At 73.2% G+C, this 16,351-nt stretch carries 17 protein-coding genes; 7 read left to right on the top strand and 10 right to left on the bottom strand.

The window, feature by feature from the left end; translation table 11 throughout:
- Positions 1-25 precede the first annotated feature (25 nt).
- A complete protein-coding gene (locus KO717_RS19935) occupies positions 26-1,321 on the top strand; it encodes an MDR family MFS transporter (RefSeq protein WP_301369626.1) in 1,296 nt (431 codons plus the stop codon).
- A 5-nt stretch (positions 1,322-1,326) separates the two neighbouring features.
- On the opposite strand, the gene KO717_RS19930 is transcribed toward KO717_RS19935, so the two are convergent.
- The 3 genes from KO717_RS19930 to mshA all read right to left on the bottom strand — a co-directional run bounded on the left by KO717_RS19930 (position 1,327) and on the right by mshA (position 4,118).
- Entirely contained in the window at positions 1,327-2,163 is an 837-nt protein-coding gene (locus KO717_RS19930; protein WP_301369625.1) for a DUF4396 domain-containing protein, read from the bottom strand.
- Positions 2,164-2,236: 73 nt separating this feature from the next.
- Positions 2,237-2,755, bottom strand: coding sequence for a YbjN domain-containing protein (locus KO717_RS19925; protein WP_301369624.1), 519 nt, complete (start codon positions 2,753-2,755; stop codon positions 2,237-2,239).
- Complete coding sequence (gene mshA / locus KO717_RS19920) at positions 2,748-4,118, bottom strand: D-inositol-3-phosphate glycosyltransferase (RefSeq protein ID WP_301369622.1); 1,371 nt, start codon at positions 4,116-4,118, stop codon at positions 2,748-2,750. Before mshA ends, KO717_RS19925 begins: the two co-directional genes overlap by 8 nt.
- Before the next feature lie 230 nt (positions 4,119-4,348).
- Between mshA and KO717_RS19915 the strand changes: the two genes are divergently transcribed.
- The 3 genes from KO717_RS19915 (at position 4,349) to KO717_RS19905 (ending at position 8,344) form a co-directional block, all read left to right on the top strand.
- Positions 4,349-5,170, top strand: a complete 822-nt coding sequence (locus KO717_RS19915; protein ID WP_301369620.1) for a class I SAM-dependent methyltransferase — start codon at positions 4,349-4,351, stop codon at positions 5,168-5,170.
- Between the two features lie 262 nt (positions 5,171-5,432).
- Positions 5,433-6,464, top strand: a complete 1,032-nt coding sequence (locus KO717_RS19910; protein ID WP_301369619.1) for a C40 family peptidase — start codon at positions 5,433-5,435, stop codon at positions 6,462-6,464.
- Between the two features lie 449 nt (positions 6,465-6,913).
- The gene (locus KO717_RS19905) at positions 6,914-8,344 is read left to right on the top strand and encodes a PP2C family protein-serine/threonine phosphatase (RefSeq protein ID WP_301369617.1); all 1,431 of its coding nucleotides are present in this window, start codon (positions 6,914-6,916) and stop codon (positions 8,342-8,344) included.
- A 67-nt stretch (positions 8,345-8,411) separates the two neighbouring features.
- Here the strand turns inward: KO717_RS19905 and KO717_RS19900 are convergent, their stop codons facing one another.
- The 3 genes from KO717_RS19900 to KO717_RS19890 all read right to left on the bottom strand — a co-directional run bounded on the left by KO717_RS19900 (position 8,412) and on the right by KO717_RS19890 (position 9,835).
- Positions 8,412-8,750 (bottom strand): DUF2516 family protein, encoded by a 339-nt coding sequence (locus tag KO717_RS19900; protein ID WP_301369614.1) that lies wholly within the window; start codon positions 8,748-8,750, stop codon positions 8,412-8,414.
- A 141-nt stretch (positions 8,751-8,891) separates the two neighbouring features.
- Positions 8,892-9,428 (bottom strand): hypothetical protein, encoded by a 537-nt coding sequence (locus KO717_RS19895; protein ID WP_301369612.1) that lies wholly within the window; start codon positions 9,426-9,428, stop codon positions 8,892-8,894.
- Positions 9,429-9,451: 23 nt separating this feature from the next.
- On the bottom strand, positions 9,452-9,835 hold the full coding sequence (locus tag KO717_RS19890) for a helix-turn-helix domain-containing protein (protein WP_301369610.1): 384 nt from the start codon (positions 9,833-9,835) through the stop codon (positions 9,452-9,454).
- A gap of 113 nt (positions 9,836-9,948) precedes the next feature.
- On the opposite strand from KO717_RS19890, the gene KO717_RS19885 reads away from it, so the two are divergent.
- Positions 9,949-12,057 carry a HEAT repeat domain-containing protein gene (locus KO717_RS19885; RefSeq protein ID WP_301369608.1) on the top strand — a complete coding sequence of 703 codons (2,109 nt, stop codon included), beginning with the start codon at positions 9,949-9,951 and terminating at the stop codon, positions 12,055-12,057.
- The gene (locus KO717_RS19880; RefSeq protein WP_301369606.1) at positions 12,054-12,623 is read left to right on the top strand and encodes a hypothetical protein; all 570 of its coding nucleotides are present in this window, start codon (positions 12,054-12,056) and stop codon (positions 12,621-12,623) included. Before KO717_RS19885 ends, KO717_RS19880 begins: the two co-directional genes overlap by 4 nt.
- On the opposite strand, the gene KO717_RS19875 is transcribed toward KO717_RS19880, so the two are convergent.
- The 4 genes from KO717_RS19875 to KO717_RS19860 all read right to left on the bottom strand — a co-directional run bounded on the left by KO717_RS19875 (position 12,590) and on the right by KO717_RS19860 (position 15,779).
- Positions 12,590-13,021 carry a hypothetical protein gene (locus tag KO717_RS19875; protein WP_301369604.1) on the bottom strand — a complete coding sequence of 144 codons (432 nt, stop codon included), beginning with the start codon at positions 13,019-13,021 and terminating at the stop codon, positions 12,590-12,592. The two genes, KO717_RS19880 and KO717_RS19875, sit on opposite strands and share 34 nt — an antisense overlap.
- Before the next feature lie 32 nt (positions 13,022-13,053).
- The gene (locus KO717_RS19870; RefSeq protein WP_301369602.1) at positions 13,054-13,842 is read right to left on the bottom strand and encodes a putative protein N(5)-glutamine methyltransferase; all 789 of its coding nucleotides are present in this window, start codon (positions 13,840-13,842) and stop codon (positions 13,054-13,056) included.
- 44 nt (positions 13,843-13,886) lie between these two features.
- A complete protein-coding gene (locus tag KO717_RS19865) occupies positions 13,887-15,131 on the bottom strand; it encodes a GNAT family N-acetyltransferase (RefSeq protein ID WP_301369600.1) in 1,245 nt (414 codons plus the stop codon).
- Between the two features lie 72 nt (positions 15,132-15,203).
- Positions 15,204-15,779 (bottom strand): RsiG family protein, encoded by a 576-nt coding sequence (locus KO717_RS19860; RefSeq protein ID WP_301369598.1) that lies wholly within the window; start codon positions 15,777-15,779, stop codon positions 15,204-15,206.
- A gap of 135 nt (positions 15,780-15,914) precedes the next feature.
- Between KO717_RS19860 and dtd the strand changes: the two genes are divergently transcribed.
- On the top strand, positions 15,915-16,340 hold the full coding sequence (gene dtd, locus KO717_RS19855; RefSeq protein WP_030011201.1) for a D-aminoacyl-tRNA deacylase: 426 nt from the start codon (positions 15,915-15,917) through the stop codon (positions 16,338-16,340).
- The last annotated feature ends 11 nt before the right edge of the window (positions 16,341-16,351 follow it).

Genomic DNA, 16,351 nt, shown 5'->3' with positions numbered 1-16,351 from the left:
GCTTACACCGCCGGGGGGATCCTTCATGTCCGCTGCCCGTTTCGGACAGGCCGCCCGGGAGAGCGTCTCCGGGCTGCCCCGGGCTTTCTGGTGGCTCTGGACGAGCACGCTGGTGAACCGCCTCGGCGCCTTCGTCGCCACCTTCATGACCCTCTACCTGACCCTGGACCGGGGGTACTCGGCCTCCTTCGCCGGGCTCGTCGTCGCCCTCCACGGGCTCGGCGGTGTCGTCTCCTCGCTCGTCGCGGGGGTGATGACCGACCGGCTCGGGCGGCGCCCCACCCTCCTCGCGGCCCAGACCTCGACCGCGTTCTCCGTGGCGCTGCTCGGCTTCATGGAGCACCCGGCGGCGATCGCGGCCGTGGCCCTGCTGGTCGGCGTGACCTCGAACGCCTCCCGGCCGGCGGTCGCGGCGATGATGGCGGACATCGTCCGCCCCGAGGACCGCGTACGGGCCTTCGCGCTCAACTACTGGGCCATCAACCTCGGCTTCGCCGTCAGCGCGACGGCGGCGGGCGTGATCGCGGAGTACAGCTACCTGGCCGGCTTCCTGGGCGAGGCCGCCCTGACGCTGGTCTGCGCGGTGCTGGTCTTCGTCAAGCTGCCCGAGTCCCGGCCGCAGCGGCCCGGGGGCGCGTCGGCCGCCGCCGGCGAGGAGCCCGCGATCGGGCTCGGGACGGTGCTGCGGGACGGCCGGTTCATGGGCGTGGTCGGGCTGTCGTTCCTGATCTCGCTGATCTTCACGCAGGGTTCGGTGGGCCTGCCGGTCGCGATGGGCGCCGCCGGGTTCTCCCCCGGCGACTACGGGCTGGTCGTCGCCGTGAACGGCGTGCTGATCGTGCTGCTGCAGATCCCGGTCACCGCGTTCATCGAGCGGCGCGACCCGCAGAAGCTGCTGGTGATCTCGGCTCTGCTGGCCGGGTACGGGTTCGCGCTGACGGCCTTCGCCGGACCGGTGTGGGCGTACGCGCTGACGGTGTGCGTGTGGACGCTGGCGGAGATCGTGAACTCGCCGACCCAGATGAGCCTGGTCGTACGGCTGTCCCCGGTGCACGGGCGCGGCCGCTACCAGGGGGTCTACAACCTGTCCTGGGCGGTGGCCTCGCTGGTGGCTCCGCTGATGGCGGGCCTGATGATCGACCGGTACGGGGCCGGCTGGCTGTGGGCTGCCACGGGCGTGCTGGGCACGGTGGCGTCGGCCGGCTACTGGCTGCTGATGCGGGGTCTCGCCGAGGGCGACGCGGGTACGGGCACGGGTACGGGCTCGCCCGTGGCCGGTGGTGCTCCCGCACCGGCGGCCGAGCCGCTTCCCGCGGGCTGACCGCGTCAGGCCAGGTGGCCGAAGACCGCGGCCAGCAGGACCCCGGCCGCGAGGAAGAGGACCGTCAGCACCGCCATGGCCGTCTTCTGCTCCGCCGTCACCTCCGCCTCCGGCATGGCCATGCCGGAGGCACCCGTGTGGGCGGCGGCGGCCGGGAGCGGCTCGCCGCCCTCGCCGAGCGCCCGTACCGTCCCCATCCCGTGCTTGAGGTGGTTGGCGACCAGCCACACGTTGACCGGGTACGCGAAGGCCAGGCCGGCCAGCACCGCCAGCGAGAAGGTCGCCCAGAAGCGCACGTCGCCGACGTCCCGCGCCCCCGGCACCTGGCTGCGCACGATCACGTTCACCGCGACCATGGCGCCCATCACGCAGTTCATCGAGAGCCACTCCGCGTACACCGTCGAGCGGACGGCCCGCACGTAGCTGCCGCCGAGCATGTCGCGCATGAACAGGGCCTGGAAGACCAGCAGCCCGAACCCGAAGCCCACCGCGTACTCGAGCAGGGCGTCGGCCCACGGCGGGAGGCCGAGCAGCGAGGCGACGACGGCCGCGACCATGATGCCGGTCGCGTCGCCGGCGACGCAGTGGATGGTCGAGCCGAGCGCCTGCTTCCACAGCGGCGCCACGAACTGCTCGTGGGTCCCCGGACGCGGCTCCTTGCAGGACAGCACGTAGAGCGCGGCGCCCACCGGGCCGATGTAAAGGGTCACCAGCACCCAGCCCCACTTCATCACCGTGAGCTCGGGGTTCCTGGTGAACGCGTCGTGGGCGACGTAGCCGGTGGACAGGAGGGCCAGGGCGAACCAGGTGTACATGAGTGCTTCGGCTGCGGTCCCGCTCATCCCGTCACGGTGCGGGCGTCCGGGCCCGGCCGGGCGGGCCGACACGCGTTCCCGCGCCGTTCGGTGCCGCGTGTCAGCCGATCGGAGTGCCGGGACCGGCCGGTTCGCCCTGCGGGCGCGTCAGGTGTTTGAACGCGTCGAGGTTGAAGGTCGGCTCGCCGCGCGAGACCCGCCACTCGTACTCGCGGCGGATCGCGCTCGCGAAGCCCAGCTCCAGCAGCGTGTTGAAGGAGCCGTCCGCCGCCTCCAGGACCGTGCCGAGCAACCGGTCCAGCTCCTCGGGGTCGACGACCGACAGCGGGAGCCGGGCCGTCAGGTAGATGTCGCCGAGGCGGTCCACCGCGTACGCCATGCCGTACAGCTTGAGGTTGCGCTCCAGCAGCCAGCGGTGGACGCCCGCCTCGTTCTCGTCGGGGTGCCGGATCACGAAGGCGTTGACCGACAGCGAGTGCCGGCCGACCTTGAGCGAGCAGGTGGTGCTCAGCTTGCGGGTGCCGGGGAGCTGGACTACGTAGGACCCCGGCTCGGGGCTCTCCCAGCTCAGCTCCGCGCCGGTGAGCGCGCTCTCGATGATCTCGGCGGTGTCAGCCATGGTGGGAGCGTACGCGACGGCGATGATCATGCATGGCTGCGGTGTAGACGTCGGCCGTGCCGATCGCCGCGGTGTCCCAGCCGAAGAACTGCGCGTGCTGCTCCGCCCGGGCGCCCATCCGGTCCGCGAGCGCCGGCTCGTCCACGAACCGCCGCAGCTCCCGCGCGTAGTCCACCGGGTCGTGCCCGGGTACGAGGATCCCCGTGACCCCGTCGTCGACGGCGACGGGCAGCCCGCCGACCTCGGCGGCGAGCACCGGCGTACCGGCGGCCTGCGCCTCTATCGCGACGAGCCCGAAGGACTCGCTGTAGGAGGGCATGACCAGCACGGACGCCGCCCGGAACCAGTCCGCGAGGCCGTCCTGCGCGACCGGCGGGTGGAAGTGCACGAGGTCGGCGATGCCGAGCTTCGCGGCGAGCTTCTGCAGGCCTTCCGGCTTGGCGAGGCCGCTGCCGCTGGGCCCGCCGACGACGGGTACGAAGAGGCGGCGGCGCAGCGAGGGGTCCTGGTCGACCATGACGGCGACGGCGCGCAGCAGGATGTCGGGGGCCTTCAGCGGCTGGATCCGCCCGGCGAAGAGGGGGATGACGGCGTCCTGCGGGAGGCCGAGGCGGGCGCGGGCGGCGGCCCGGCCGTCGCCGACGGTGAACCGGTCGAGGTTCACGCCGGGGTGGACGACGGCCACCTTGGCGGGGTCGGCCTCGTAGTGCCGCACGAGCTCGTCGGCCTCCTCGGCGGTGTTCGCGATGAGCCGGTCGGCGGCGGCCACGATCTGGGTCTCGCCTATGACGCGGGCGGCGGGCTCGGGCGTGTCCCCCTCGGCCAGCGCCGCGTTCTTGACCTTCGCCATGGTGTGCATGGCGTGCACGAGCGGGACGCCCCAGCGCTCGGCGGCGAGCCAGCCCACATGGCCGGAAAGCCAGTAGTGCGAATGGACGAGGTCGTAGTAGCCGGGGCGGTGGCCGGCCCAGGCCTGCATGACGCCGTGGGTGAAGGCGCACAGCTGGGCGGGGAGCTCCTCCTTCGCGAGTCCCTCGTAGGGACCCGCGTCCACGTGCCGTACGAGGACTCCGGGGGCCAGCTCGACCACGGGCGGCAGCCCGCCGGTGGTGGCCCGGGTGAAGATCTCGACCTCGATGTTGATCGCGGCGAGCCGCTTGGCCAGCTCGACGATGTAGACGTTCATGCCGCCGGCGTCTCCGGTGCCGGGCTGGTGCAGCGGTGAGGTGTGCACGCTCAGCATGGCCACGCGGCGCGGCTTGCGGTGGTGGCCGACGGCCGGAAGACGCAGGCGGGGCGGCTCGTGGCGGGTGGCACGGGCGGCGGCGAGGCGGCCACTGAGGCGGGACACGTACTGGCTCAAGGGACCAGTCCTCTCGGCTCGGACGGCGCCCGCACGACGCTCGGACGGCATGGCGGACCGCATGCCGGACGGCATGACGGCGAGGGCGCGGAGGACGCCCTGCAAGGAGTGCAACCCGGATGGCCGTCCCGCGCATTCCGGGGTGTCCGGTTTTCCTGGAGGATTCCTCGTATTCGGTGCTGCGTCGGGGGATTTTCATGGTGCGCGGGCCCTCCGCTTACCCTCGGCTCATGGCCTCCCGCAGTACCCCGCCCTCCAGCCGCGCGCCCGGCCGCCCCGTGGGCTCGGTCACGCGCGGGACGACCAATCCGAACCGGTTGCGCCGGATGGACCGCTGGATCGCGGCCACCCACGGGGCCGCGCTCCGGCGTGCGGACGCGCCGGTCGCGGTGGACCTGGGCTACGGGGCCGCGCCCTGGACGGCGGTCGAGCTGCTGGCGCGGCTGCGGGACGCGGCGCCACGGGTGCGGGTGGTCGGCATCGAGATCGAACCGGCGCGGGTGGCGGGGGCGAAGCCGTACGAGCGGGAGGGGCTGAGCTTCCGGCACGGCGGTTTCGAGGTGCCGCTGGACGGCGGGGCCCGCCCGGCACTGATCCGCGCGGCGAATGTATTGCGCCAATACGACGAGGAGCAGGTGGCCGAGGTCTGGGCGCGGCTGTGCGGGCGGCTGGCCCCGGACGGGCTGCTGGTGGAGGGGACCTGCGACGAGATCGGGCGGCGGCACGTGTGGGTGGCGCTGGGCCCGGAGGGGGCGCGCACGGTGACGTTCGCGACCCGGCTGGGCTCCCTGGAGCGCCCCTCGGACCTGGCGGAACGGCTGCCGAAGGCGCTGATCCACCGGAACGTGCCGGGCGAGCCGGTGCACGCGTTCCTGCGCGACTTCGACCGGGCGTGGGCGGCGGCGGCTCCGTACGCCTCGTACGGGGCGCGGCAGCGCTGGATCCGGACGGCGCGGGCGCTGGCCGGCGACTGGCCGCTGGTGGACGGGCCGCGGCGGTGGCGTCAGGGGGAACTGACGCTGCCCTGGGAGGCGTTGCGCCCGATGGGGTGAAAGCGGCGTGCGGTGGAACCGGGGGTGGGGGTGGCCCGTTGAACCGTGCGGGGGTGGGAACGGCGTCCGTTGGGGCGGACAAGATCGGATCGCCATCCACAAGGGTGTCGGAATTCATCGACTCGTGGCACCATCCCGATGGCAGTGCGAAGTTACTGATGAATAGTCAGATCTGATACGGGGTCTGGCTCGGGTGCCTGGGGGGACCATGGGAGCCGCAAGGCAACGGCGAGGCGCAAGCTCTCTCGTGCTGCTGTGCACGATGGCGATACTGACCGTGCCGGGCTTCGCGACGGGCACGGCCTACGCGGCTCCGTCGGCGCCGGCGGCTCCGGCCGCGCCCCTTCCCGAACCGGGCGGCAAGTCCCTGGAACAGGTCCGTAAGGAGATCGAGGAGCTGTACCGGCAGGCGGGCACCGCCACGGACGCCTACAACCTCGCCGAGGCCGAGACCAAGGCCCAGTCGGACAAGATCGTCGAGATCGCCAACCTCGTCGTCGCCGGCAAGGAGAGGATCACCGCCCTGAAGAACCGGGCGGGCGCCGCCGCCCGCGCCCAGTACCGCTCGGGCGGGATGCCCCCGGGCGCGCAGCTGGCGCTGAGCGACGACCCGAACCACTACCTCGACGGGGCGGGCCGGCTGCGCCAGGGCGAGAAGGCCACCTCGGGCATGCTCTCCGAACTGGACCGGACCCAGGCCGACTTGCAGCGCTACGCCCAGGAGGCGAGCGAGCGCTGGGCCACCCTGGAGGCCAACCGGCTCAAGTCGGAGGAGTCCAAGAAGCAGATCGAGGAGAAGATCAAGGCCGCCGAGGAGCTGGAGAGCAAGCTGGAGGCCGAGGAGAAGGCCCGGCTGATCCAGCTGGAGCAGGAAGCCCAGTACAAGGCGCAGACGGCGTGGCTGTCGACGGGCGCGATGAAGGACGTCAACGGCGCGGCCACGGATGCGGGCAGGCGGGCCGTGCAGTTCGCCACCGCCCAGATGGGCAAGCCGTACAAATGGGGCGCCGTGGGTCCGGGGTCCTTCGACTGCTCCGGGCTGACCTCCCAGGCCTGGCTGGCGGCGGGCAAGGGCATCCCGCGCACCTCGCAGGAGCAGCTGCGGCTGCTGCCGAAGGTCGCGCTGAAGGACATGCGCCCGGGCGACCTGATCATCTACTTCGACGACGCCAGCCACGTCGGCATGTACGTCGGCGACGGCGCGATGGTCCACGCCCCGCGCCCCGGCCGGAACATCACGATGGCGGGCGCGGGCTCGATGCCGATCAAGGCAGTGGTCCGACCCGACGCGTAGCCCCTGCGGGGTCGTCCGGCGTACGTGTCCAGGCGCGGCCCCGACCCCTGCCGGGCGCGGCCCCGACCCCTGCCGGGGGCAGCCCCCTGCCGCTCGGCTCCCCGCCCCGGACCGCGCTGCTCGAACGCCGGTCCAGCCTCGCCAGGGGGCACCTCCCAGCGGTAGCCGGGGGAGTCCGAGGCGCGGGGTCCGGGGCAGAGCCCCGGTCTTTCGGCCGCGCCGTCCCGATGCGGGGTGGAGGCAACCTCCGGGAGCCCGGACACGTCTCGCTTGACGGGACGGAACACGGCCCCGCCGTGACCTTTGTCATCCAGTGAGGCCGATTTTCCCCCGCGATAACCGCATATGCCGGAGGCCCTCACCAAGAACGGCATTCCGTTCGCCGGGCCGGGACCGCTAGGGTCTGCCGGACGAGCGCACCCTCGGGGGGAGGGAAGGAACCGGAGACGATGACCGTACCCGTACCGCGGCAGAGGGACACCTCGGCCACGGAGAGCGGTCAGGCCGTTCTGCACACCGCCGCCCCGGCCGTAGCCGCCACGGGCGTCGCGCAAGCGACCCCTCACACGCCCCCGCACACGCCTCCTCAAGCGACCCCTCACACGAGCCCGCTGACCCTCCTGGTCATCGAGGACGACCCGGCAGGCGGCCTCACCGTCCCCGAGATCCTCGACGCGGACGGCCACCGCATCCGGATCCGCACCGCCCGCAACCTCACCGAGGCCGAGCGGCTGCTCACGCCCGACGTGCACTGCATCCTCCTCGACCTGTCCCTCCCGGACGCCAGCGCCCGCACGCCGGGAGCTGCGGCCAACGGCTCGGCCAACGGGTCGGCCACCGCCCTGGCCAACGGAACCGGCACCGCCAACGGGACCGGGGCCGGCACCGCCACCGCCACCGCCGTGGACCAGCTGGTCGCCCTCCGCCAGGTGCTGCGCATCGCCCCGCGCCACGCCGTCCTCGTCCTCACCGGCGAGGACGACGCCGAGCGCGCCGCCGAGGCCGTCCGGGTCGGCGCCCAGGACTTCCTCTTCCGGGACGAGCTGGACGGCCGGCTGCTGAGCCGTGCCATCCGCTACGCCGTGGAGAGAAAACGGGCGGACATCGCCCAGTACAAGCTCGCAGAATCGAAACTGCGCGCCCAGGAGAACGCCCGGCTGGAACGCGGCCTGCTCCCCACGCCCCTCCTGGAGGGCTCCGACCTCCGCTTCGCCGCCCGCTACCGCCCCGGTCGCAGCCGGGCCCTGCTCGGCGGTGACTTCTACGACACCGTCCGCACCCCCGACGGCACCGTCCACGCCATGATCGGCGACGTCTGCGGCCACGGCCCCGACGAGGCCGCGCTCGGCGTCGAGCTCCGCATCGCCTGGCGCGCCCTGACCCTGGCCGGCCTCTGCGGCGACGACCTGCTGTCCACCCTCCAGGAGGTCCTGGAGGTGGAACGGCCGTGCGAGGAGATATTCGCGACGCTGTGCACGGTCGACATCGCACCGGACGGACGCCGTGCCGGTCTGTGCCTGGCCGGCCATCCGGCCCCGCTGATCTCCCGGCCGGGCCGCCGCGCGCAGCTGCTCCCGTACGAGAACAGCGGCCCGGCCCTCGGGCTGCTGCCCCGGGCCCGCTGGCCGCGCCGCCAGGTGGAGCTCGGCGGCACCTGGAGCCTGATGCTCTACACCGACGGCCTGATCGAGGGCCACATCGGCGAGGGCAAGGAACGTCTGGGCCAGGACGGCATGGTCGACATGATCAACCGCCACCTGGACCGCGGTCTGAGCGGTGAGGGCCTGCTGGAGGCCTCCGTCACCGAGGCACGCCGGCTGAACGGCGGCGAGCTGACCGACGACGTGGCCGTGGTCCTGCTCTCCCGCGCCGAGGGCTGAGGGCCGGGGGCCGGGGGCTGAGGGCCTAGCGGCGCGCCGAAGCCCTCGGCGCTCCGGGTGGGTCCGCCTACCGTCCGCCGTTGTAGGGCCCGTACGGCCCGTCGCTGCTGCTGCCGCCGCGCCGGCCGCCACCGCCCGAGACCTGCTTGAGGGCAGGGCGTACGTCGACGAAGAACACGATGGTCGCGACGAGACCGGCGATCTGCAGGAACAGCATCCCGAGGAAGAAGTCCACGGCCACGGTGACGCCGAGGATGACCAGCCAGAAGGTCTTGCTCTGCTTGTCGGCCGCCCGGTACGCGTCCTCCCGCGCCAGCAGGGCGAACACGAAGGCCACGACGGCGAGCACCAGCATGACGAGCCCGAGGAACGGGATCACGCCTCGATCGAACCCTTCCATCAACATCGCTTCGACCGCCTTCTCAGCTTCTGCTTCGCACTTCCGATGTCGCCCGACTCCACGCTACCGGCACAGGCCCCTTCATGAACCACAACGGGCCGGGCACCTGAAGGGTGCCCGGCCCGCCGTCGCTCATGCGGCTGCGCGTCAGCTCGCGTCGTCCGCCGTGACCACGGCCTTCTTGGCCGTGGTCTTGCGCGCGGGAGCCTTCTTCGCGACGGGCTTCTCCGCTGCGGCGGCCTCGGCCGCCGGCTCCGACGCCGGCTCCGCCTCGGGCTCGACGGCCACGGCGATGTCGACGATCTCGGCGGAAACCTCGCCCCGCCAGTTCCGCACGGCCTGCTCACCGTGCACGGCGACCTTGTCGTACGTCTCCTTGGCGCGCACCGCGTACTCGGCGGCCACGCCGACACCGCGCAGCGCCAGGTCCTGGGCGGTCTCCCCGAGCTTCTTCGGGTCGATCGCGCCGAGCACCTCGGCGAACTTGGCGGTGACCGCCTCCTGGACAGCCTTCGGGTCCGTGTTCTTCACGGCCTCGATGCGCGCGGGAGCCTCTGCGCGCAGCTGCTCGATCAGGTCGGGCACCTTCTTGGCCTGCTGCACGGCCAGGTCGGCGGTGCCGGCGGCGAAGTAGAGGGGAGTGGGGTCGGTGAGGGTCTTCTTCAGGTCATCGGCGATGGCCATGTGCTGGTCCTCCCGGATCAACTTCAGTTCGTCTTCGACGGCATCTCGTCGGCGGGCGCGTCGAGCGCATTCTCCTTGCGGAACGACTCGTAGATCTGGAGCAGCACCTGCTTCTGCCGCTCGTTGATCGACGGGTCGGCGAGTATGACGGCTCGCGTCTCCACTTCGTCCGGGTCCCGCTCATCCAGGATCCCGGCCTGCACGTACAGCGTCTCCGCGGAGATCCGCAGCGCCTTGGCCAGCTGCTGCAGAATGTCCGCGCTCGGCTTGCGCAGCCCGCGCTCGATCTGGCTCAGGTACGGATTCGACACCCCCGCCTGCTCGGCCAGCTGCCGCAGCGAAAGCTGAGCCTGCCGACGCTGCTCACGGAGGTACTCGCCGAGATTTCCGACGTTGAGCGATGCCATGCTCAGATCCTGCCCGACCTTGCTAACTATTGCAAGCGCCTCGCTTGCAACATCTCCCACCGGGTCGCGCCGGCCGGACCGGCGGTGGGCGCCCGGAGGGTAGGGTCCCGCGCATGTGGGTGGGGCTGAACGAGATCGACTGGGCCGGGCTGGAACACAACTACGGGGCTGCCGGGGATGTGCCCGGCCTGCTCCGGCGGTGCGCGGGGCCCGATCCGTACGACGCGGTCGACGCGGACGACGCGGACGATCCGTACGACGCGGGTGACGCAGGTGACGCAGGTGACGCAGCTGACGCCTCGTCGACGCTGACCAACCTGCTGTTCCACCAGGGCGGCTGGATCTGTTCGGCCGCCTCGGCCGCACTGCCCTTCGTCCTGCGCCTGGCCGCGACACCCACGGTGCCGAGCCGGTGCGCACTGCTGGAGCTGGTGGCGCTGCTGGCTGCGGAGGCCGGGCGGATCGAAGCCCGGTTCCTCGATCCCGGCTGGGCGCCGGCGTGGGAACGGGCCCTGCCCGAGGTGCTGGGCCTGCTGGACGACCCCGAGCCGGAGATCCGGCGGGCCGCGGCCGACGTGGTCGGTGCGTGCGCCGACCCCGGAGAGCTGGTTCTGCCCGGACTGCTGCGGTCCTGGCAGACGGAGGAGGACCCCGCGACCCGCCTCGAACTGGTCCTCGCACTGGGCCGGGCGGCCCTGCGCGCGCCGGTCGGCGGGCATGGCGCCGAGGCCGTCGGGCTGCTCCGCGGCCTGCTCGACGCTCCACAGACACAGCTCCGCCTCGCAGCGGTGCACGCGCTCGCCCCGGCCGACCCGGGCCTTCCCGCCCGACGGCTGGACCTCGTGGTCGAAGCGGTCCGGGACCCGGGTGTCGCGCTGTGGCGCCGCACCAGCTCGGTGCAGACCGGGGTACGGGGCGTCCTGCACTGGACCGCGCAGCTGTTCACCGGACCCTCACCCGCCTTCGTACTCGGCCTGCTGGCGGACCATCACGACGACGAACAGCGGATCGGCGCCCTGGGTCAGGCGGCTTCGCTGCTGTCCCGATGGCGCTCTCCGACCGCGGCCCTGCTGCCGCCCGTCGCCGCACGCCTGGCCGATCCCGCCCCCGAGGTCCGCTTCCGGGCGGCCGAGCTGCTGGCCTGCCTCGGCCCGGCGGCCGCCCACCACGCCGACGAGGTCGCCGCGCTCCTCTCCGACACCGCCGCCCGCGCCACACGTCAACGGCAGACCGTCGGCGAAGCCGCCCTGTGGGCCCTGGCACGGATGAACGATCCGCGCTGCCTGCCGGGCCTGATCGAACTGCTCGGCCGCGAACGCTGCGGCTTCGCATCGGCTTCCGCCCATTACCCCGCCACGGAGCTGCACCCTGTCGTCCTCCCCGCGCCCGATGAGGTCCTGGGCCACCTCCCGGACCACGCCGAGCGGCTCCTTCCCGCGATCTGCGACCAGCTCGACCCCGCCACGGACTCCCGCCGGCTCGGCCGGCTCTGCGCGGTACTCGCGGACTGGGGGCCCGTGGCGAAGGCAGCGGTGCCACGGCTGATCGGTCTGCTGGAGGACGACCGGACCTGGACGGCCGCCGCGCAGGCCCTGGCAGGGATAGGAACGGCGGACGACAGGGCACGGGACCGGCTGCTGCTCCGCACGCGTGCCGCCGGACCGGAGACGGAACTCGCGGCCTGGGCGTACTGGAAGGCCGGCGGCGAGCCCGGGCCGGCCCTGGAGGCCCTCACACGCAGCGCCGCCGAGCTCGGCCGCCCCCACACCGCACTGCGCCGGCTCGCCGACCTCGGACCGCATGCCGCCCCCTACGCGGACCGGCTCAGGGAGATGACGGCCGCCTCCGATCCCTGGACCCGCGTCGAGGCGGCACACGCCCTGTGGGCCGTCACCGGTGACACCGAGAACACCGTCCCGGTACTGACGGCGGTCGTGCGGGACCTGACCAAGGGCAGCGCCGCCACCATGTACCAGCCCGTCCTGCTCCCCGCGGTACGGCACCTGGCCCGGATGGGACCCGCGGCCCGGCCCGCCGCGCACCTGCTGCTCGATGTGCCCGCCCACGACCGGCGGCTGCGTTCCGGCGGCGGCTGGCGGGGCTTCACCCAGGACGAGGAGATCCGCTCCGCCGTCGGCGAACTGCTCGGCGCCTGCGGCCTCCCCGCCGTGGCGATACCCGGTGGATCCGGTCGGTCGGGCCCCACAGGATGGGACGCATGAGTCTCCCGCCCGCCCCGGCCGCCCCGCACCAGGTGGAGTTCCTGCGCGTCCCCCACCCCGGCTTCCCGCACCTCACCGCCTGGGCCATCCGCATCGACGGCACCGACCTGCGCGTCCTCGTCGCGGAGGCGACGCGCGCGCTCTGGAGCCGCGAGCTCGACGGGGACGGCGAAGACGACGACACCCCGCAGGAGCGCGAGGAGTTCCTGCTGCGCCAGCACGCTCCGCTGCACCTGGACGACGACGCCGACGGCGCCCGGGCCCGGGCCCACTTCCTGGGCGAGGCACCACCGGAGCTCCGCGACGACAACACCGGCGCCCTGTACCTCCTGAGCTGCCCCTGCGGGATCGACGCCTGCTGGCCCCTGCTCGCCACCGTCCGCGCCACGGAGAGCGAGGTCACCTGGTCCGGCTTCCACCAGATCCACCGGCCGCAGTGGGGAGAGCTGCCCCTGGGCCCGTACGTCTTCCCGCGCCCCGCCTACGACGAGGCCCTGGCCGCGCCGGTCCCGCTCGCCCGGGACCCGCTCGACTACGGGACCGAGAGCCCCACCTCCGACAGGTAGCCGGTCGGCGATCCCTCCCGCGACAGGCTCACCCCGGGATGCGGGCCCGGTCCGAGGGCCTCCAGCACCTCGCCGGCCGGATACCCGAACAGGTCGACGTCATGGAGGACCACCGGGACGGCGGACGGCCCGGCCGGTCCCGGCCCGCACCGGCCGAGACGGACGGCTGCCAGACCGTGCCGGTCGTGGCCGGCGCGGCCGAGGCGGTCCGGGCAGTCCCCGTAGGCGAGCAGCTCCAGGCCTTCGTAGCGGGCGGTGAAGGCCCAGCCCGTCCCGCAGACCCAGGTCTCCCGCACGTCCGCCAGGGTCGCGACGGCCCACCGGGCCTCCCGCCCGGACATGCCGAACCGCAGGACGCCGGCACGGTGCGGCAGGGCCAGCCCCGTGCCGGGCAGCACGTCGAACACCTCTGGCCGTGGTCCGGGCCGCATCAGGCCGTACCGATGACCACCGTCGCGTACAGCTCCTCCGAGGTCTCCGCCCGGACCGCGAGGCCCGCCGAGGTCAGGGCAGAGGCCGTCGACGGGCACTGGCGGGCGCTCGTCTCGATCAGCAGGTGGCCGCCCGGGGCCAGCCAGGGCAGCGCCCCCGCCGCCACCCTGCGGTGGATGTCCAGGCCGTCGGCCCCGCCGTCCAGCGAGACCAGCGGCTCGTGGTCCCGCGCCTCCGACGGCATGAGGACGATCTCCTCCGTCGGCACGTACGGGGCGTTGACCACCAGCACGTCCACCCGGCCGCGCAGCGAGTCCGGGAGCGCCGCGTACAGGTCGCCCTCCCACACCCGGCCGCCGTACGGGGCCACGTTGCGCCGCGCGTACACCAGCGCCGCCGGGTCGATGTCCGCCGCGTGCAGCTCCACGCCGCCCGGCAGTTGCGCGGCCACCGCCGCGCCCAAGGCGCCGACCCCGCAGCACAGGTCCAGCACCACCGCGCCGGGCCGGGCCAGTGCCACCGCCTCCCGCACCAGGAACTCGGTGCGCCGGCGCGGTACGAAGGCCCCCGCGCCGACCTCCATGCGCAGCCCGCAGAACTCCGCCCAGCCGACGACGTGTTCCAGCGGTTCGCCTCCCACCCGGCGGGCCAAAAGCTCCGCCAGGTGGTCCGCGTCGGTGGCGGCCCCGGTCAGGAGCTCAGCCTCCTCCTCCGCGAAGACGCAGCCGGCCGCGCGCAGGGATTCCACAAGTGATGTCACAGAGTTCAGTCCTCGTTCTTCGGCCATCGGCCATCGGCCGTCCGCCATCGGTACGCAGTCGTCCCAGGCCGTCAGAAGATGTCGGGGCACCACGGGCGGCGCGCGGTACGGAACACCGTGTCGGCCAGCGCGACCGCCCCCGGCCGTTCCTCCGTGACCCGTCCCAGCGCGGCCAGCCGCACCGCGGACGCGTCCCCCAGGTACAAGGAGCCCAGCGCGGACACGTCCAGCCGCAGGTCCGCCGCCTCCTCGGTCCGCTCGCACACGCCGCTGCCCGCGTCCAGCCGGTAGCGGCCGGCCGCCGGCCCCGTCTCGTCCGTGACCTCCAGGACGAGCACCCCGGGCACCTCGTACGTCCGCGCGCCCAGCGCCCGTACGACGTCCAGCAGCCGCACCCACAGGAAGTCCGTGGAGGTGACGGTCCGCGCCGCACGCGGGTCGGGCAGCAGCTGCGGGACGAGGTCGTCGGGGGCCCGGTAGCCGGTGCGGACCTTCAGCACCCAGTCGATCGAGCACAGGAACTGCCACAGTGCCCGCTCCGCCTGCGGGGTGAGCGCCAGCAGGTCCCTGACCTGCACGGTGTTCTGCGGAATCTTCGCGTCCGTCCAGTGGTCGTCGGCGCCGTAGACGGCGAGGCCGGCCACCTCCCCCTCCGCCGTCCGGTACACGGCATGGAACTTCTCCTGGTAGGGGCGGTACGACCACTGCTCCAGGCCGGTCGCCAGGCTCCACCAGCGCTCGTCCCGGTCCACCGCCCCGGGTGTGCGCGCCCGCAGCCGCTCGTGCAGCTCGGGCCCCACCCGCCGCAGCTCCTCGACGTCCACCAGCTCGATCCGGCCGCCGTCCACGGGCGCCGACAGCCGCCGGTCGAGCCCGGTGCGCGCCACGTCGATCTCCCACTCCACGAGGGAAGTGGCGGGCCCGAACCCGTACCGCCCGTAGATCGGGTACTCGGCGGCGATCAGCGTGGCGAGCGCGTCGCCGCGCGCCTCGGCCGCAGCGAACTCCGCGGCCATCATCCGGGTCAGCAGGCCCTGGCGGCGGTGGGTGGGCAGCACGCCCACGCTGGAGATCGCGGTGGCGCGGACGGCCGCCCCGCCCGGCACGGTCAGCTCCTGCGGAAAGGAGCGCAGCGCGGCCACGCAGCGACCGCTGTCAGGGTCGAACGCCCCCTGCATCCGGGAGAAGTCGCAGTACTTGGCGCGCTGGGCTATGTCGGCCTCGGTCACCCGGGAGGTGGTCAGGAAACCGGTGTGCACGGCGCGCACCCAGTCGGGGAGTTCGGATTCGGCGATCGGCCGGACGTCAGCACTCATAGCCGCCCACGCTAATCTCCCGGCCGCCGGCGGTCGCCCGATTTTCCTCCGGCGGTTCTCCACCCCGGTTCGCTACGCCAGCAGGTCGTCCACCTGCGCCTCGCCCTCCCGGTACCGCCGGGTGATCTCCGCGCTGCAGTCGTCCACCGTGCGCTGGAGCTGCTGGCGGCGCCGCGAGACCTGCTGCTCGTAACGCACCAGCCGCCCCATCCCGTCGTGCAGTTCGCCGTCCGTACGGGCGCCCAGGTCGGAGAGCTCCACGTCGGCCAGCATCTCCGCGGCCAGCAGTCGGTACTCCTCGCTGTGCGGGGTGCCGAGCGTGACGTGCCGGGCGGAGGCGCTGCGGCTGGAAGGGGCGTCGGCGAGGATCACCGAGAGCCGGTCCACCACCGGCGCCTCGGGGTCCGTCCGCCGGGCCAGCTCCGCCCGCAGGATGTCGATGCGGCCCTGGAGCAGTCTGCGTACATAGCTCAGATCCGCCTCGTCGCGCTGCGCGTCACGGCGCAGCGCGCGCAGTTCCGGCAGCCCGAGTGCGGTGGTCGGGCTCGGCGGCCCCTGGGTCTCGGCCGTGCGCTGCGCGGGCGGTCGTACCGCGGCAGCTGCGACGGAAGCGGGTGATGCAGGTACGGAGGTACCAGAAGTATTCATGAGTCGGGTCCGTCCCCTCGACCGGTGCGGCGCACCCGCACCGCCTTCGTGCATCGTGCCACTCCCCGTGGGCCTGACGCAGTCCCAGTCCACCCGATCGGCCCCGGACGGGTGCAAGCCTGGTACACAGGTGGTATGCGAGCAGTGGTGCAGAGGGTGGACGGCGCGAGCGTCGTCGTGGGCGGCGAGACCGTGGGCGAGATCGTCGGCGAGGGGTTGTGCGTGCTGGTGGGCGTGACCCACGACGACACCCCGGAGAAGGCGGAGCTGCTGGCCCGCAAGCTGTGGTCCGTACGGATCCTGGAGGGCGAGAAGTCCTGCAGCGACAACGGCGCACCGCTGCTGGTGATCTCCCAGTTCACGCTCTACGGCGATGCCCGCAAGGGCCGCCGCCCCACCTGGAACGCGGCGGCGCCCGGCCCGGTGGCCGAGCCGCTGGTCGACGAGGTCGTGGCGCAGCTGCGCGCGCTGGGTGCGACGGTGGAGACGGGCCGGTTCGGCGCGGACATGCGGGTCTCGCTGACCAACCACGGCCCGTTCACCATCGTCATCGACATCTGAGACGTCCGGGA

The sequence above is a fragment of the Streptomyces xanthophaeus genome (genome assembly GCF_030440515.1).
Taxonomy (GTDB): domain Bacteria; phylum Actinomycetota; class Actinomycetes; order Streptomycetales; family Streptomycetaceae; genus Streptomyces; species Streptomyces kutzneri.
Note: the sequence above shows the minus strand (reverse complement) of the source record. Positions and strands in the feature narration are given on the sequence as shown.

Bases quoted from the DNA above. Each gene is read 5' to 3' on its own strand.
- KO717_RS19935 (WP_301369626.1), top strand. From the start codon at position 26: ATGTCCGCTGCCCGTTTCGGACAGGCCGCCCGGGAGAGCGTCTCCGGG.
- KO717_RS19930 (WP_301369625.1), bottom strand. From the start codon at position 2,163: ATGAGCGGGACCGCAGCCGAAGCACTCATGTACACCTGGTTCGCCCTG.
- KO717_RS19925 (WP_301369624.1), bottom strand. From the start codon at position 2,755: ATGGCTGACACCGCCGAGATCATCGAGAGCGCGCTCACCGGCGCGGAG.
- KO717_RS19915 (WP_301369620.1), top strand. From the start codon at position 4,349: ATGGCCTCCCGCAGTACCCCGCCCTCCAGCCGCGCGCCCGGCCGCCCC.
- KO717_RS19910 (WP_301369619.1), top strand. From the start codon at position 5,433: ATGGCGATACTGACCGTGCCGGGCTTCGCGACGGGCACGGCCTACGCG.
- KO717_RS19905 (WP_301369617.1), top strand. From the start codon at position 6,914: ATGACCGTACCCGTACCGCGGCAGAGGGACACCTCGGCCACGGAGAGC.
- KO717_RS19900 (WP_301369614.1), bottom strand. From the start codon at position 8,750: ATGTTGATGGAAGGGTTCGATCGAGGCGTGATCCCGTTCCTCGGGCTC.
- KO717_RS19895 (WP_301369612.1), bottom strand. From the start codon at position 9,428: ATGGCCATCGCCGATGACCTGAAGAAGACCCTCACCGACCCCACTCCC.
- KO717_RS19890 (WP_301369610.1), bottom strand. From the start codon at position 9,835: ATGGCATCGCTCAACGTCGGAAATCTCGGCGAGTACCTCCGTGAGCAG.
- KO717_RS19885 (WP_301369608.1), top strand. From the start codon at position 9,949: ATGTGGGTGGGGCTGAACGAGATCGACTGGGCCGGGCTGGAACACAAC.
- KO717_RS19880 (WP_301369606.1), top strand. From the start codon at position 12,054: ATGAGTCTCCCGCCCGCCCCGGCCGCCCCGCACCAGGTGGAGTTCCTG.
- KO717_RS19870 (WP_301369602.1), bottom strand. From the start codon at position 13,842: ATGGCCGAAGAACGAGGACTGAACTCTGTGACATCACTTGTGGAATCC.
- KO717_RS19865 (WP_301369600.1), bottom strand. From the start codon at position 15,131: ATGAGTGCTGACGTCCGGCCGATCGCCGAATCCGAACTCCCCGACTGG.
- KO717_RS19860 (WP_301369598.1), bottom strand. From the start codon at position 15,779: ATGAATACTTCTGGTACCTCCGTACCTGCATCACCCGCTTCCGTCGCA.
- dtd (WP_030011201.1), top strand. From the start codon at position 15,915: ATGCGAGCAGTGGTGCAGAGGGTGGACGGCGCGAGCGTCGTCGTGGGC.